The sequence below is a fragment of the Arthrobacter sp. Soil763 genome (assembly GCF_001428365.1).
GTDB lineage: Bacteria > Actinomycetota > Actinomycetes > Actinomycetales > Micrococcaceae > Arthrobacter.
In genome coordinates this window covers 33187-47433 of record NZ_LMSH01000007.1, presented here as the reverse complement: position 1 = coordinate 47433, position 14247 = coordinate 33187, and the positions used below count along the sequence as shown (strand labels likewise).

Genomic DNA, 14247 nt, shown 5'->3' with positions numbered 1-14247 from the left:
CCAGGGTCGTGCGTGGTGTTAGGGGGTGGGGAGGGGCGGGACGGCTTCGCGTGCCCGCTGGTAGAACCATTCGATGTGTTCGCGCAGCCGGCGGGCCGCGAGTTCGCCGTCGCGCGCCTCGACGGCGTCGAAGATGCCGTGGTGCTGGCTCCGGAGCACCGCCAGGACCTCGGGCCAGGACTCCATCGCGTCCATGGCGCCTTTGACGTAGCCGACGATCGACCCGCTGAGGGACTCCATCATGGTGGCTACCACGGCATTTCCGGCCAGCGAGCTGAGGGCCACGTGGAACCGTGCGTCGAGCTCGTGGAAGGTGGCCCGGTCGATAGCGGGGTCGTCCATGGCCTCCAGCAGCCGGGCGGCCTGCTCCAGTTCCGCCTCGCCGCCGCTGCGGGCAGCGCCCGCCTGGGCGGTCCACGTTTCCAGCAGGATGCGGGTCTGCACGATGTCTTCGACCGGGAGCCGGCTGCTGGCCACATGCAGCCGCAGCGCCGAGGACAGGCCCGCGGACGGGTCGGAGATGACGATGGCGCCGGAGGTGGGGCCGGAACCGACCGAGCTGCGCACCACGCCCATGGCGTCAAGGATCCGGATGGCTTCGCGCACCGAGGCCCGGGAGATGCCGTAGTTCTCCGCCAGGGTGCGTTCACCCGGGAGGCGGTCGCCGAGCTTGATCTTGCCCGACCGCAGGTCTGCCTCGATGTCCTGCAGGAGCGCGTCATAGGTACGACGGCGGGGGGCGGCTCCTGCTGCGGCGCTGGTCACAGGCGGATTCCTTCCGGGCGGGGGAGTGCGGGCCGCTGGCGGCCCGCACTCCGGAAGTGGGCGGGGCGGGAGGCTACGGCAGCATCCAGCCGAGGACAGGGGTGGACTGCAGGAAGGCCAGGGTGCACAGCACCAGCAGCAGAGCCACGCTCCATCCGACTACCTTACGTAGGATCACCGATTCCTGGCCGTCCATGTTGACCGCGGTCGCCGCGATGGCGAGGTTCTGCGGGCTGATCAGCTTGCCCACGACGCCGCCGGAGGTGTTGGCGGCCACCAGCAGGTTCGGATCGATGCCGGCCTTCATGCCCGCGGTCTGCTGCAGCTTGGCGAACAGGGCGTTGGCCGAGGTGTCCGACCCGGTCACGGCGGTGCCCAGCCAGCCCAGCACCGGGGAGAGGAAGGCGAAGAAGCTGCCGGTACCGGCCAGCCAGGTGCCGATCGAGACGGTCTGGCCGGAGTTGTTCATGACGTACGCCAGGGCGAGGACCGTGATGATGGTCAGCCCGGCCCAGCGCATCTTGACGATGGTCCGGCCGATCTCCAGGACCGCGTCGCCCACCGAGAGGCGGAACCGGCCGCCGTCGTCGTACTTGGAGTACACCAGTGCGACCAACAGGCCCGTGATCAGCAGCAGCGTGCCCGGGCTGGAGAGCCATTGGAACGAGTAGACGGTGGAGGACACCGGCTTGCCCTCGGCGTTAACCAGGGCGTCGTGCAGGATCGGCCAAGGGATTTTGACGTCCGTGGCGGCGAGGAACGCCGGCAGGTCCACGCCCAGCTTCCAGAGCTTGGCAATGCCGAACACCACGATCACCAGGAAGTACGGGAACAGCGCCAGCCAGGTGCGGGACGGCGTCAGCCCCCCGTCCGCGGTCTTCTCGACGGTGGCGACAGTTGCGTTGCCGCGGTGGTCGTCGCGGCCACCGGCCGCGGTGCCGGCAGCGACGGCGGCGTCACCCAGCCGCCCGCGCGCCGCTTCGCTGCCCTTGGGCTTCCAGAGGCGGAAGAAGACGACGGCGGCGCCGAGGCCCACCAGCGAGGCGAGGATGTCCGTGAGTTCGTAGGAGAAGTAGTTCGAGCAGAGGAACTGGGCGACGGCGAACGACGCGCCCACCACGAGGGCGGCCGGCCAGCAGTCCTTCAGGCCCCGGCGGCCGTCGATGATGAACAGCAGGATCAGCGGCACGAAGGTCGCCAGCAGCGGGGCCTGGCGGCCGACGATGGAGGCAACGTCCGTGGCGTGCAGCCCGGTCAGCCCGGCCGCGGTGGTGATCGGGATGGCCATGGCGCCGAAGGCGACAGGGGCCGTGTTGGCCACCAGGACCGCGGCGGCCGCCCGCAGCGGCGGCAGGCCCAGCGCGAGCAGCATGGTGGCGGTGATCGCGACCGGGGCGCCGAACCCGGCGAGGGCCTCGAGCAGCCCGCCGAAGCAGAACGCCACCAGGACGGCCTGCAGCCGCACGTCGCCGCCGCCGATCGCGTCGAACACCCGGCGCAGGTCCTCAAACCGGCCGCTGAGGACCGTGACCTGATAGAGCCAGACGGCCATGACGACGATCCACAGCACGGGGAAGGCGCCGAAGACGCCGCCCTGGGTCGCGGACAGGATGGCCAGGCCGGCAGGCATGTGGAAGGCGGCGATACCGACGAACAGCGCCACCAGCAGGGCTGCGGCTCCGGCCACGTGCGCCTTGGTCTTGACGACGGCCAGGAGGATGAAGAAGGTCAGCAGCGGCAACAGGCCGACGATGGCCGACCAGGCCACGCTGTTGAGCACCGGATCGGTGGTGGGAGTGAAGTGGTCCACGGAAGTTCCTCTGCGTTGAGAGACGACGGCTTTGGTCTGACCACTGTGGTCGGACCATGAGAGTGTAGCCTACATCTCACTCTCATGTGAGCGCGTTCACGCGGCGGCTGTCTGTTGTGGGTGACGGTGGCCACGTGCTTTACTTTGGTCAGACCACACGTCCAGCGGGCCCCGGAAGGCTGTCATGAGAATCGCATTATTCGCCACCTGCATCGTCGATGCGATGTATCCGCGCACCGCCCAGGCCACCGTGAGCATACTCGAACGGCTCGGGCACGAGGTCGTGTTCCCGGCCGGGCAGGCCTGTTGCGGCCAGATGCACGTCAACAGCGGCTACCTCAAGGAGGCGGTCCCCGTCGTCGCCAACCACGTGGCCGCCTTCGATTCGGCAGACTACGACGTCGCCGTCGCCCCTTCCGGTTCCTGCGTCGCCTCGGTGAAGCACCAGCACCCCATGGTGGCGCGCTCCTGCGGCGACACCGCCCTGGAAGCCCGGGCCACCGCCGTCGGCGCCAAAACCTACGAGCTCTCCGAGCTGCTGGTGGACGTGCTGGGGGTGACCGACGCCGCCGCCCAGCTGGGCTCCTACTTCCCGCACCGGGTCACCTACCACCCCAGTTGCCACGGCATGCGCCTTCTCCGGCTGGGCGACCGGCAGGCCCGGCTGCTGCGCAGCGTCGCCGGCATCGACCTTGCCGAGCTGCCCGAGGCCGACCAGTGCTGCGGCTTCGGCGGCACGTTCTCGATGAAGAACGCGGACGTCTCCTCCGCGATGCTGGCGGATAAGACGGCCAACATCCGCTCCACCGGCGCCGCCCTGTGCACCGGAGGGGACGCCTCCTGCCTGATGCACATTGGCGGCGGCCTCTCCCGCGAAGGCAGCGCCGCGACCACCCTGCACCTGGCCGAGATCCTGGCCAGTACGTTAGAAGCGCCGGCCTCCGTGACCGGGGACGTCCGCGTCACCACCGGAAAGGCCAGCCGATGAGTACCTTCCTGGGCATGCCCTCCCTGCCGGTCTTCGGCTCGGGCAACCTGCACGCCGCCGAATCCTTCCCCAAGGCTGCGCACCGCGAACTGGGCAACGCCCAGCTGCGCGCCAACCTTGGCCACGCCACGCACACCATCCGGGACAAGCGACTCCAGGTGGTCTCGGAGTTGCCGGACTGGGAACAGCTGCGCGACGCCGGCTCCGCGATCAAGGAAAACGTGATGGCGCGCCTGCCCGAGCTGCTGGAGCAGTTTGAGGCGAACTTCACCGCCCGCGGCGGGGTGATTCACTGGGCCCGCGACGCCGATGAGGCCAACGCGATTGTGGCGGGGCTGATCCGCGATACCGGCGAGACCGAGGTGGTCAAGGTCAAGTCGATGGCCACCCAGGAAATCGGGCTCAACGAATACCTCGAGGAACAGGGAATCGCGGCCTTCGAAACGGATCTCGCCGAGCTGATCGTCCAGCTGGACCACGACAAGCCCAGCCACATCCTGGTCCCGGCCATCCACAAGAACCGCACCCAGATCCGGGACATCTTCCTGCGCGAGATGCCCGACGCCGACCCGGAACTCACCGATTCCCCGGCGGTGCTCGCCATGGCCGCCCGCGCCCACCTGCGGAGGAAGTTCCTGACCGCCAAGGTGGCCGTCTCCGGGGCCAACTTCGCGCTAGCCGACTCCGGGACACTCGCCGTCGTCGAATCCGAGGGCAACGGCCGAATGTGCCTGACGCTGCCGGAGACCCTCATCACCGTGATGGGCGTCGAGAAGCTGCTGCCGGGCTGGCGGGACCTGGAGGTGTTCATGCAGCTGCTGCCGCGCTCCTCCACCGGCGAGCGGATGAATCCCTATACCTCGCTATGGACCGGCGTCACGGAGGGAGACGGACCCCGGAACGTCCATCTGGTGCTGCTGGACAACGGCCGCAGCGCCGCGCTCGCCGATGAGATGGGCCGCTCCGCGCTGCACTGCATCCGGTGCAGTGCCTGCATGAACGTCTGCCCGGTCTACGAGCGGACCGGCGGCCACGCCTACGGCTCCACCTACCCCGGCCCGATCGGCGCCATCCTCTCGCCGCTGCTGACCGGCATCGAAGCGGAGGAAAACAGCTCCCTGCCCTACGCCTCCTCGCTCTGCGGTGCCTGCTACGACGCGTGCCCCGTGAAGATCAACATCCCGGACATCCTGGTGCACCTGCGCAGCAAGGATGTGGACAGCAAGCGCGGCACCAAGAAGCTGCCCAGCCAGATGGACGTGGGCATGAAGGCCGCGTCCTGGGCGCTGTCCTCCGGCAAGCGGTTGGGCCTGGTGGAGAAGGGCCTTCCCCTGGGCCGCCTCGCGGCCGGGCCGGACAAGAAAATCAGCAAGCTGCCCGGCATCGCCGCGGGCTGGACCCAAAGCCGCGACATCCCCGCCCCGCCGCCGGAATCCTTCCGCAGCTGGTGGGCGAGGGAGCACGGGAATCCGAACGATGGCGTTGTCCCGCCGCAGGAGACTGCGACGCAAGGGAAAGAAGGGCAGGCATGAGCGCTCGCGAGGACATCCTCGGCCGCATCCGCTCCGCACTGAGCGACGCCCCGGCGGCGCCTCCGGTTCCGCGGGAGTACCGGACCACCTCCGAGCTGGATGAGGAAGCCCTGATCCTTCTGCTGGTGGACCGGCTGGTCGACTACAAGGCGCAGGTCTCCGTGGTACCCGCCGCCGAGGTTCCGGCGCGGGTCGCCGAACTGCTCGCCGAGGCGCGCAGCTACGTGGTGCCTGCCGGGCTCGACGCCGGCTGGCTGGCCGCCGTCGACGACGGCACCTCCACCGGCCGCGCCGCAGGCGCTGGCACGGAACGGCGCCGGGTGGACGCAGCCGGCGCGCCGCTGGGGGTTGCGGAACTGGACGGCATCGACGCCGTCGTGACCGCCAGCGCGGTGGCCGTCGCCGAGACGGGAACCATCATCCTGGACGGCAGCCCGAACCAGGGCCGGCGCGCGATCAGCCTGGTGCCGGACCACCACATTTGTATCGTGGCTGCCACGGACATCGCCGGAATCCTGCCGGAGGCGCTGCGCCGCATCGACGGCATCCGGCCGCTGACCATGATCAGTGGTCCGAGCGCCACCAGCGACATTGAACTCGAACGCGTCGAAGGCGTGCACGGCCCGCGCCGTCTCGACGTCATCATCAGCCGCTGACCCCGGCCCCGGCCCGGCGGCGCGGCGGCGCTGCTGCTCCGGGGACCGGCCCGGTCCGGGGCCAAGAGCCCCTTGACCACTCCGCGGCCACGGCGGAGCCTTGCGCTATGACTGATTCGAATCCGGAAACCAAGCGGGAGATCAAGACCACCGACCTGGCGGAGCAGCCCACTGCGGTGCTGCGTGAGACGGTGCCCATGAATGCGCTGCGGGAATTCTTTGACCGCGCCTATAAGTCGGTGATGACCGCGGTGGAGCAACAGAACGTCCAGCTGGCCGGTCCGCCGTTCGCTATGTACCGGGGGATGCCCACCGACGTCGTCGACGTCGAAGCCGGCTTCCCGCTGGCGGCCGCCTATCCCGGCGGGGACGCCCCCGGGGTGAGGGCCGGCGTGCTTCCCGCAGGCCGCGCCCTCGAGGCGATGCATGTGGGCCCCTATGACACCCTGCCGGAAACCTACGGTGCCGTGATGGCGAAAATGCAGGCCGAGGGGCTGACTCCGGGAGAAGCCATGTGGGAGTACTACCTCAGCGACCCGGCCAAAGAACCGGACCCGGCAGTCTGGAAGACCCTGGTGGTCTGGCCGGTCTCCTGAGCCGGCGCCCGGCGCGGCCCCTCGCGGACACGGGGCTAGTCGGCGTCGATCTCCTCGAGGAGTTTCTTGGCCGCCTGGGCAATGTCGTCGTGGCCGTGCTGCGCGGCCCGGCTCTCAAGCGAAACGACGGCGCAGCGGTGGACCTTCTTGAAGTCGCCAAAGGGGAAGGTCACGCTGCCCTTGGTTTCCTTCGACGCCTCAGCATCCAGGCCCAGGTGCCAGTGCGAGAACTCGGTAAAGCCGTTCTTTTCGATGAACTTGTTCTCCTGCTCAGCCGACGGGGCGTGCTCGCTCCAGTCGTCCCGGGTGTCGCGCTGAACCTTGCCGTCTTTGATCAGTTGACGGGCGTGGGAAAGCGCCTGCTTGTTCAGTTTCGTAGCCATCGTTTGCCTCCGGTTTCGTTCGACGCGCGACGCGGAATGTCGCTTTAAGCACACTATTCTCTAACTCCCAGCATCATGCCCTAAACTGCTTCACTGAGGTGCCTGAAATGGCGCTGTGCAGCAACGAAAGTGAACCCCGCTATGGCTACCGATTACGACGCCCCACGCAAGACAGAAGAAGAGTCTCCCGCTGAATCGCTGGAGGCCCTTCAGGCATCCCGTGGCGGCGGTGCCCAGACTGCTGTTATCGACGTCGACGAGAACGACACCGCAGAGGGCATTGACCTCCCCGGCGCCGATCTCTCCGGCGAAGAACTGACCGTCATTGTTGTTCCCGAACAGTCCGATGAATTCACCTGCTCGTCCTGCTTCCTGGTCCGTCACCGGTCCCAGGTCGCCAAGGAAAAGAACGGCCTGAAGTACTGCCGCGACTGCGAAGGCTAAGTCTTCCCCTCCCGGCCGCCCGGCTAACGGGCTGATTCCACGGATTTACACAGAGTTAAAGCAAAGCGCCGGACCCCGCGGGGTCCGGCGCTTTGCTGTCTCCGGGACTGTGCCCGGGTTCTGGCTAGGCGGCGCCAAGCTCCGCGCGCAGCGGATACTCCTTACCGTCCAGCACCAGCTGGGTGCAGCGCCGGGAAGCGGGGTTGAGTACGATCGGCGCCATGAGGTTCACCGTGGTGGCGCTGGGGGAGTGGTTGACCACGACGAGCAACTGCGGTCCTTCGCCGTCACCGAGCTCCAACGCCTCCCGCGCCGCGGCCGGCAGCGGCGGGTTGTACCCGGGGACGAACAGGGCGGCATCCGCGAGGAACAGGCGCACCGGCCCGGACCCCGACTCCAGGGCAAACAGCCCGGGGGCGCTGTCGATGCTGCGCAGGGCAAAGTCCTCGACCATTTCCAGCCCCGGCATCGGGGCGGTGAACGTCACCGGAATGCTGCTCAGGACGGAGTTCATCGCAGGAAATCCATCAGGGTCGGCTGCAGGACCCGGGCCGTGGCGGCGAGGGCCACCTGGTAGTTCGTTTCCTGCAGCTTCAGGTCCATGATCACGCTGCCGAGGTCAGCTTTTTCGATGCCGGTCCGCTGGGCGTCCAAGGATGCCTCCATTTCGGTGTTGACGTTGCCGGCACGTTCCAGCTGTGCCTGCCGTGTTCCAATTTCAGCACGGCCGTTGACGATGTTCTTAAACGCGGTGTCGACGTCGGCGACCCGCGGTGAAACGTCCACCCCGGTCCTTAGGTCCGCAGCCAACTTGCTCACGACGTCGAAAACGGAGCCGTTGCCGTTGCCGAAGATCCCGGCGCCGTCCGCGTCCACCCGCATGGTCTGGGTGGCACTGATCCGCCGCTCTACGGGGTTATAGCCCGTCCCGTTGTACGTGGGCGGGGTGCCGGTGTCGCCGGGGACGTTGGGATCGCGGGGTGTTCCCCGGGTGAACGCGCCGGCGGCGTCCGAGCTCCCGGCAAAGATGTTCCGACCCAGGTGCTGGCTGTTGGCAATCGAGATCAGATCCTGGTTCAGGGATTCCAGCTCTGCGGCGATCGCGTCCTTGCCGGACTGCGGCAGCGAATCGTTCCCGGCCATCACGGTGAGGTCCTTGACCCGGCGCATCACATTGGTGGCCTGTTCCAGCGCGGAGTCCGCGGCGGCGAGCCACGCGTTACCGTCACCGATGTTCCGGCCGTACTGGGCGTTGGCCGCCTGCAGCGAGCGGGTGGCCAGGGCCTGGGCCGTGGCGGCGGGGTCGTCGGAGGGGCGCGAGATCTTGTTCAGCGAGGTGGCCTTATCCTGCAGCTCGGCCAGCTTGGCCTGCTGCGTCTGCAGGGTCCGTTGCGCGGCCGCGCTCATGGTGAGGTTCGTTACGCGGTTCAGCATGGCTACCTTCCTACCAGTCCGGTGCGGTTGATCAGGACGTCCAGTGCCTCGTCAACGGCGGTCATCACCCGGGCGGCCGCCTGGTAGGCGTGCTGGTTGGTGAGCAGGTTGACGTTTTCTTCATCCAGGCTTACCGACGCCTGCGAGGCGCGGCTGGTCACGGCGGAGGCCTGGGCCGCCTGGGTCAGCGCCTCACGCTGCTGGGCGCCGCGGGATTCGACGCCGATGCCGGTGACGATCCCGGACCAGAGCTTGTCCGGCGAGTCCGCAGCCGTGCCGAGCTGCGAGATCTGGTCCGCGATGCTGGTGTCCAGGGCGCCCTTGCCGGGTGCCTTGAGGGCAATGTCGGCGGTGTTGGTTGGGGCCTTGAGACCGAGCGCGGCCGGAACGGCGGCGCCGAAGGTGAAGAAGTCGACGTTGGTGGCGCCGGTTCCGGTTTCGCCGGTGCGGTGCACGGTGTTCACAGCCGTAGCCAGGGCCGTGGCCAGCGTGTTGTAGGACTCCGCGGCGGAGGCGATGGCGCCGCCGGAAGAGGCGGGGGCCAGCACCGAGAGTGCGCCGGCGATCTCCCCGCCGTCGGCCGAGGCCACCCCCGCCGGGTTCTTCCACAGCAGCTGCACGGTGGAACCGAGGGTGTTGGATGCCTGATTGCCGGAGAGTTCAAGGCCGCGGACCGAAGTGCCCATCACCAGGGCGTTGCCGCCGATGTGCACATCGACGGTGCCGTCGGCCTGTTCGCGGACGGTGCCGCCCGCCAGCCGGGAGATGGTCTCGGTGAGCTTGGCCCGCGCGTCGATCAGTTCGTTGGCGGAGCCCCCGGCGGCCAGCGTGGAACGAATGGTGGCGTTATAGGCGGCGACCTGGCTGGCTGCCGCGTTGACGACGTCGACGGCGTCGGCGGCCTGGGCGCGAACGCTGCTCCACTGACCCTGCAGGGACTGGTAGGCGGAGGAAATCTTTTCCGTCAGCGAGGTGGCCGCGTTCAGCAGGAGCCCCTTTGGCCCGTCGTCGTCCGGCTGGTTCGCGGCGCCCTGCCAAGCGGACCAGAAGCCCTGGAGCGCGGCGGAGATGCCGTTGTCGCCCGGCTCCTGCAGGATGCCTTCGACGCCCTGGAAAGCGGTGGAGCGGATGCCGGCATACCCGGCCTGGGCGGCGGCGCTGCGGACGCCGGCGTCGAGGACGGTGCTGCCCAGCCGTGCGATGGCGTCCACTGAGACGCCCTGGCCGGTCTGCGCGATGCCGTTGCTGAACATCCCCGGAGCGGGGGCGCCAATAGCGGACTGCTGGACGCGCTGGCGGGTATAGCCCTCCGTGGCGGCGTTGGCGATGTTCTGCCCGGCCACGTTCATACCCTGCTGGGCGGCGGTCAGTCCGCGGTAGGCGGTATTCAGGGCGCCGAAGGTGCTCATGGTCGCTTCCTTAGAACTGCTGGTCGAAGATGCGGGAGCCGGCGGTATCCCCGGTCCTGCCGTGGGCGTCGTAGGTCCCGGCGGCGGCAGGACGCAGGTCCGCGAGGGATTCCTGGGTGGAACGGACAGCGGTGCGCAGGTACTGCTCGTTGGAGTCGCGGAGTTCCTTGATCAGGGCGGTTTGGCGGGTGAGTGCTGCAAGATGCGCCCGGAGCACTTCGGCCCAGGCCCCTTCCGGCGCGGCGTCCGCGAGCTCGCCGAGGGTGGCATCGGTGGGCAGGCCCCATGTTTCGGCGACGACGGCGGCTTCGATGGTACGGGCCAGGCTCGCCTGGGAGAGGTGGCCCAGGACCTGTTCGACTTCCTTGGTGCCGTGCGGCAGCCAGCGGGACTTGCCGGCGGTGAGCAGCAGCTGTTCTTCCTCCAGCTTGAAGGTCAGAACGTCCAGGAGTTCACGCTCCCGCCACAGCAGGGCGGAAAGTTCGTGGATGGCCATGGTTCGGACGGCTCCCTTTATAGGTGCGAGTGGTGCGGCGGTGCCGAGGCGCAAATTCATCGTGCGGACGATGCAGCCAGCAGCAGGGTTCGTACAAACTATCGGCAGGATTTCCGCACCCGTTAGCGGAAATAAGGCTGATAACAGGCGGAGTATGGGCGGCCCGGAACTCAGAAAAGAATTTTGGATTTCTCCTTACCTATGCCGCTCGGGTGGCGATAGCTACTGCTGAAGGCCCACGGACGGGCCATCGCTTACAGTCCCAACTCACGGAGGAAATACCATGGGCTTCGTTATCAACAACAACCTCGCGGCGAACAACTCGTACCGCAACCTCAACTCCACCCAGACCGACCTCTCCAAGTCCCTGGAGAAGCTGTCCACCGGCCTTCGCATCAACCGCGCCGGCGATGACGCAGCAGGTCTGTCCATCTCCGAGGGCCTCAAGTCCCAGGTCACCGGCTCGGCCCAGGCCGCCCGCAACGCCCAGGACGGCATCTCGGTCATCCAGACCGCTGAAGGCGCCCTGACCGAGGTCCACTCCATCCTGCAGCGTGTGCGTGACCTCGCCGTCCAGGCCGGCAACGACTCCAACAACGCCGCCGCCCGCACGGCGATCGGCAAGGAAGTCACGGCTCTCGGCGACGAGCTGGACCGCATGAGCTCGGCGACCAACTTCAACGGCATCAAGCTCCTCTCCGGCGCCACCTCAGGCGACGGTACGGGCAAGATGACCTTCCAGGTCGGTGCCGGTTCCACCACTGCTGACAACCAGATCACTGTTTCCACCAACTCTGCAGGCATGGACGTCAAGGCAATCGCCACCGCCGTGAAGGGCCTGACCTTCACTGACGCCACCACGTCGGCAGCAGCGATCGCCACCGTGGACACGCACATTGGCGCCGTGTCCGCTTCCCGCGCAGATCTGGGTGCTGCCCAGAACCGCCTCGAGCACACGATCAAGTCGCTGAACGTTGCCGGTGAAAACCTGCAGGCCGCTCAGTCCCGCATCGCCGACGTCGACATGGCTTCGGAAATGGTCAAGTTCACCAAGGCCAACATCCTGTCCCAGGCCGGCACCGCAATGCTGGCGCAGGCCAACCAGTCCAGCCAGGGCGTTCTCTCGCTCCTGCGCTAGTCCGGATCCGGTAGGCCGGCAGTTCAAGCAGTAGGACTGTACGGCTGCCACCGTGATCGGACGAAGAGACACCCCCGATCACTAAACGGCGGAAGGGCCGGACGATGGCGAAACCATCGTCCGGCCCTTACGTGCAACACTGATGCCGCACCCAGCGGTACGGAACATTCTTGCCAGCACATTCTGGACAGCACATTTCGACAGCACTGAAAGGCAGCGATGGGAATCTCACTCGACGGACTGGCCAGCGGGCTCGACACCACCGCCCTCATCAGCTCCATCATGCAGTCGGAAGCCCTGCCGCAGACCCTGCTCAAGAACAAGTCCTACGACCTGCAATCCATGGTCTCCGCCCTGCAGGGCCTCAACAGCAAGGTCGCAGCGCTGGCAACGCAGGCGACCGCCGAGGCTATACCCGGCGCCTTGGACCTCACCACCGCCACCACGACCAGCGACAAGGTCATCGCGACCACCACCGCGGCGGCTAAAACAGGCTCACTCGACTTCCAGGTGACCAAGCTGGCCCAGACCCAGGTGACGGTGACGCCCAAGGTCAACGCCGTGACTGGCTGGCCGTACACCACCATGACCATCAACAGTGGCGGCCAAAACTTCACCATCACCCCGGCATCCAACAACCTTGACGACGTCGTCACCGCGGTCAACGCCGCCGGGGCGGGCGTTACTGCCACCAAGGTCGACGTCGGCGGCGGAGACTTCCGCCTCCAGTTCACCGCCACCAAATCCGGCGCCGCCGGCGCCTTCACCATCACGGACGCCGGAACCACCTACACCAACGTCAAGGACGCCCAGGACGCTGAGATTTCGCTCTGGCCGGGCACCACCGCCGCGCAGACTGTAACGTCCTCCACGAACACCTTTACGAACCTGCTGCCCGGCGTCTCCGTCACCGCCAAGGACGTCACTGCCGCTCCGGTGAGGTTGACCGTTTCCCGCGACGACGCCGGCATCACCAAGCTGGCATCCGACCTGGTGGACGGCGTCAACGGCATCTTCTCGCTGGTGGCGAACAAGACGGCCGTCAGCACCACCACCAACACCAGCGGCACCAAAGTCTCCGCCGGTGTCTTCGCCGGGGACAGCACCGTGCGTTCAGTGAACCAGAGCATCCTTTCCGCAGCATCGCTGCCGGTAGGAACGCCGCCCCGCTCGCCCTCGGAAATCGGGATCAGCATCACCAAGACCGGCACCATGGAGTTCGACGCGACCAAGTTCGGCGCCGCCCTCGCCGCGGACCCGGCGGGAACTGCCGCCAAGGTGCAGGAGTTGGCCGGCCGGATCGCCACCGCAGCCACCAACGCCTCGGACAAGTACACCGGCACCCTGACCACCAAGATCACCGGGCAGCAGTCCGAGGTCCGGGACCTCGCCGACAGGATCAGCGACTGGGACCTCCGGCTCGCCTCCCGCAAAGCCACCCTGCAGAGCACCTACTCCGGCCTGGAGGTGGCGCTGAGCAACATGAAAGCGCAGCAGTCCTGGCTCACCTCGCAGCTCGCGGGCCTCTCCGGCGGGAGCGCCCAGTAATGACCAGCACCCCCTTCGGCTACGGCGGCGGCCTCGGCGGCGCCGCCCAGCGGAACCAGTACCTCGCCGACTCGGTGCTCTCGGCACCTCCGGCCCGCCTGCTGACCATGCTGTACGACCGGCTGCTGCTGGACCTCGGCCGCGCCGAGACCGCGCAACAGACCGGCAACTGGCCGGTCGCCTCCGAGAACCTGCTCCACGGCCAGGCCATCATCGCCGAACTGATCTCCTCGCTCAAGACGGACGCGTGGGACGGCGCGGACGGGCTGCTGGGCCTGTACAACTACGCCTTCACCGCCCTCGTCAACGCCAACATCCAGCGCGACGCCGCCCTGACCCGCGAAGCGATCGAGCTGTTGGAGCCGCTGCGCCAGGCCTGGCACGAAGCCGCCGCGTCCATCCCGGTCGCGCCGGCCACCCAGCCAGCCCCGGCGGCAGCCCCGGCGTCGGCGTTTGCGGCAGCCGGAGCCTGGAACGCCCAAACCGGTGCCGGCAGCGGGAGCCTGGGCTTTGGCTGAGCAGGCTCATTGGGGGAACCGCAGCGCAGAGCCGGCCGGGGCAGATCCCGCACTGGCCGCCTGGATGCTGGTGTTGGACGTACTGGAGATGGCCGTCGTGGCGGCCGAAAAAACTCTGAAGGATCCGCTGGGACCGCTGTCCGCGGTCGCGCAGCCGGTCGCCGCCCTCCCGGTGGAGCGCTGGTCGCCGCCCTCACTGCACACCCCGCTGCCGCCCGAGGCGCGACGCCGGGCCATGGCCCTCTCCGCGGCGCAGGAGCGGGTGGCCCGGCGCCTGGAAGCGGCCAAGCACGACGTCGGGCGGCAACTGCAGGCGGTCAGCTCGGTGCCCGGCGTCGGCGATCCCGCGGGCGCGATTTACCTCGACGTCAACGGCTGACAACGCCCGGAGGGGTACGTAGGAAGAACCCCAAGAAACCTTTCACACTTTTTGCTAACGCGGCGCTGAACTGTGCCGATAACCACAGTAAGAGCACGGATCGCTCGTTTACCGGCCACGGATCGGCCACCCCACAAATTTCCCAGGCAGG

General features: G+C 67.8%; 16 protein-coding genes. 9 read left to right on the top strand and 7 right to left on the bottom strand.

Features of this window, described 5'->3' with window-relative positions; all coding sequences use genetic code 11:
- Nucleotides 1-18 precede the first annotated feature (18 nt).
- Nucleotides 19-765 carry a FadR/GntR family transcriptional regulator gene (locus ASG71_RS16130; RefSeq protein ID WP_056741206.1) on the bottom strand — a complete coding sequence of 249 codons (747 nt, stop codon included), beginning with the start codon at nucleotides 763-765 and terminating at the stop codon, nucleotides 19-21.
- 73 nt (nucleotides 766-838) lie between these two features.
- Entirely contained in the window at nucleotides 839-2575 is a 1737-nt protein-coding gene (locus ASG71_RS16125; protein WP_056741204.1) for an L-lactate permease, read from the bottom strand.
- 184 nt (nucleotides 2576-2759) lie between these two features.
- On the opposite strand from ASG71_RS16125, the gene ASG71_RS16120 reads away from it, so the two are divergent.
- The 4 genes from ASG71_RS16120 to ASG71_RS16105 all read left to right on the top strand — a co-directional run bounded on the left by ASG71_RS16120 (nucleotide 2760) and on the right by ASG71_RS16105 (nucleotide 6347).
- A complete protein-coding gene (locus ASG71_RS16120) occupies nucleotides 2760-3563 on the top strand; it encodes a (Fe-S)-binding protein (RefSeq protein WP_056741202.1) in 804 nt (267 codons plus the stop codon).
- Nucleotides 3560-5095: a LutB/LldF family L-lactate oxidation iron-sulfur protein gene (locus tag ASG71_RS16115; RefSeq protein WP_056741200.1), complete on the top strand. Its 1536-nt coding sequence runs from the start codon at nucleotides 3560-3562 to the stop codon at nucleotides 5093-5095. The genes ASG71_RS16120 and ASG71_RS16115 overlap by 4 nt, the downstream gene beginning before the upstream one ends.
- Nucleotides 5092-5751, top strand: coding sequence for a LutC/YkgG family protein (locus ASG71_RS16110; RefSeq protein WP_056741198.1), 660 nt, complete (start codon nucleotides 5092-5094; stop codon nucleotides 5749-5751). The genes ASG71_RS16115 and ASG71_RS16110 overlap by 4 nt, the downstream gene beginning before the upstream one ends.
- A gap of 107 nt (nucleotides 5752-5858) precedes the next feature.
- A complete protein-coding gene (locus ASG71_RS16105) occupies nucleotides 5859-6347 on the top strand; it encodes a GyrI-like domain-containing protein (RefSeq protein WP_056741196.1) in 489 nt (162 codons plus the stop codon).
- 35 nt (nucleotides 6348-6382) lie between these two features.
- On the opposite strand, the gene ASG71_RS16100 is transcribed toward ASG71_RS16105, so the two are convergent.
- Nucleotides 6383-6730, bottom strand: a complete 348-nt coding sequence (locus ASG71_RS16100) for a hypothetical protein (RefSeq protein ID WP_056741194.1) — start codon at nucleotides 6728-6730, stop codon at nucleotides 6383-6385.
- 141 nt (nucleotides 6731-6871) lie between these two features.
- Between ASG71_RS16100 and ASG71_RS16095 the strand changes: the two genes are divergently transcribed.
- Nucleotides 6872-7174: a DUF4193 domain-containing protein gene (locus tag ASG71_RS16095; protein WP_056741192.1), complete on the top strand. Its 303-nt coding sequence runs from the start codon at nucleotides 6872-6874 to the stop codon at nucleotides 7172-7174.
- 124 nt (nucleotides 7175-7298) lie between these two features.
- On the opposite strand, the gene fliW is transcribed toward ASG71_RS16095, so the two are convergent.
- Genes fliW through ASG71_RS16075 form a run of 4 tightly spaced genes read right to left on the bottom strand, consistent with a single transcriptional unit; the run spans nucleotide 7299 to nucleotide 10513 of the window.
- Nucleotides 7299-7688, bottom strand: a complete 390-nt coding sequence (gene fliW / locus ASG71_RS16090; protein ID WP_056741190.1) for a flagellar assembly protein FliW — start codon at nucleotides 7686-7688, stop codon at nucleotides 7299-7301.
- On the bottom strand, nucleotides 7685-8608 hold the full coding sequence (gene flgL / locus ASG71_RS16085) for a flagellar hook-associated protein FlgL (protein WP_056741188.1): 924 nt from the start codon (nucleotides 8606-8608) through the stop codon (nucleotides 7685-7687). Before flgL ends, fliW begins: the two co-directional genes overlap by 4 nt.
- A gap of 2 nt (nucleotides 8609-8610) precedes the next feature.
- Nucleotides 8611-10017 carry a flagellar hook-associated protein FlgK gene (gene flgK / locus ASG71_RS16080; protein ID WP_056741186.1) on the bottom strand — a complete coding sequence of 469 codons (1407 nt, stop codon included), beginning with the start codon at nucleotides 10015-10017 and terminating at the stop codon, nucleotides 8611-8613.
- A 10-nt stretch (nucleotides 10018-10027) separates the two neighbouring features.
- A complete protein-coding gene (locus ASG71_RS16075) occupies nucleotides 10028-10513 on the bottom strand; it encodes a flagellar protein FlgN (protein ID WP_056741184.1) in 486 nt (161 codons plus the stop codon).
- A gap of 283 nt (nucleotides 10514-10796) precedes the next feature.
- Between ASG71_RS16075 and ASG71_RS16070 the strand changes: the two genes are divergently transcribed.
- The 4 genes from ASG71_RS16070 (at nucleotide 10797) to ASG71_RS16055 (ending at nucleotide 14096) form a co-directional block, all read left to right on the top strand.
- Entirely contained in the window at nucleotides 10797-11651 is an 855-nt protein-coding gene (locus tag ASG71_RS16070) for a flagellin (protein ID WP_056741182.1), read from the top strand.
- Between the two features lie 219 nt (nucleotides 11652-11870).
- Entirely contained in the window at nucleotides 11871-13199 is a 1329-nt protein-coding gene (gene fliD / locus ASG71_RS16065; RefSeq protein WP_056741180.1) for a flagellar filament capping protein FliD, read from the top strand.
- Nucleotides 13199-13717, top strand: a complete 519-nt coding sequence (gene fliS / locus ASG71_RS16060; protein WP_056741179.1) for a flagellar export chaperone FliS — start codon at nucleotides 13199-13201, stop codon at nucleotides 13715-13717. Before fliD ends, fliS begins: the two co-directional genes overlap by 1 nt.
- Nucleotides 13710-14096 (top strand): hypothetical protein, encoded by a 387-nt coding sequence (locus tag ASG71_RS16055; RefSeq protein ID WP_157366507.1) that lies wholly within the window; start codon nucleotides 13710-13712, stop codon nucleotides 14094-14096. The genes fliS and ASG71_RS16055 overlap by 8 nt, the downstream gene beginning before the upstream one ends.
- Nucleotides 14097-14247 lie beyond the last annotated feature (151 nt).

Excerpts from the sequence above, each read along its gene's own strand:
- ASG71_RS16120 (WP_056741202.1), top strand. The coding sequence starts at position 2,760 with ATGAGAATCGCATTATTCGCCACCTGCATCGTCGATGCGATGTATCCG.
- ASG71_RS16115 (WP_056741200.1), top strand. The coding sequence starts at position 3,560 with ATGAGTACCTTCCTGGGCATGCCCTCCCTGCCGGTCTTCGGCTCGGGC.
- ASG71_RS16110 (WP_056741198.1), top strand. The coding sequence starts at position 5,092 with ATGAGCGCTCGCGAGGACATCCTCGGCCGCATCCGCTCCGCACTGAGC.
- ASG71_RS16105 (WP_056741196.1), top strand. The coding sequence starts at position 5,859 with ATGACTGATTCGAATCCGGAAACCAAGCGGGAGATCAAGACCACCGAC.
- ASG71_RS16100 (WP_056741194.1), bottom strand. The coding sequence starts at position 6,730 with ATGGCTACGAAACTGAACAAGCAGGCGCTTTCCCACGCCCGTCAACTG.
- ASG71_RS16095 (WP_056741192.1), top strand. The coding sequence starts at position 6,872 with ATGGCTACCGATTACGACGCCCCACGCAAGACAGAAGAAGAGTCTCCC.
- fliW (WP_056741190.1), bottom strand. The coding sequence starts at position 7,688 with ATGAACTCCGTCCTGAGCAGCATTCCGGTGACGTTCACCGCCCCGATG.
- flgL (WP_056741188.1), bottom strand. The coding sequence starts at position 8,608 with ATGCTGAACCGCGTAACGAACCTCACCATGAGCGCGGCCGCGCAACGG.
- flgK (WP_056741186.1), bottom strand. The coding sequence starts at position 10,017 with ATGAGCACCTTCGGCGCCCTGAATACCGCCTACCGCGGACTGACCGCC.
- ASG71_RS16075 (WP_056741184.1), bottom strand. The coding sequence starts at position 10,513 with ATGGCCATCCACGAACTTTCCGCCCTGCTGTGGCGGGAGCGTGAACTC.
- ASG71_RS16070 (WP_056741182.1), top strand. The coding sequence starts at position 10,797 with ATGGGCTTCGTTATCAACAACAACCTCGCGGCGAACAACTCGTACCGC.
- fliD (WP_056741180.1), top strand. The coding sequence starts at position 11,871 with ATGGGAATCTCACTCGACGGACTGGCCAGCGGGCTCGACACCACCGCC.
- fliS (WP_056741179.1), top strand. The coding sequence starts at position 13,199 with ATGACCAGCACCCCCTTCGGCTACGGCGGCGGCCTCGGCGGCGCCGCC.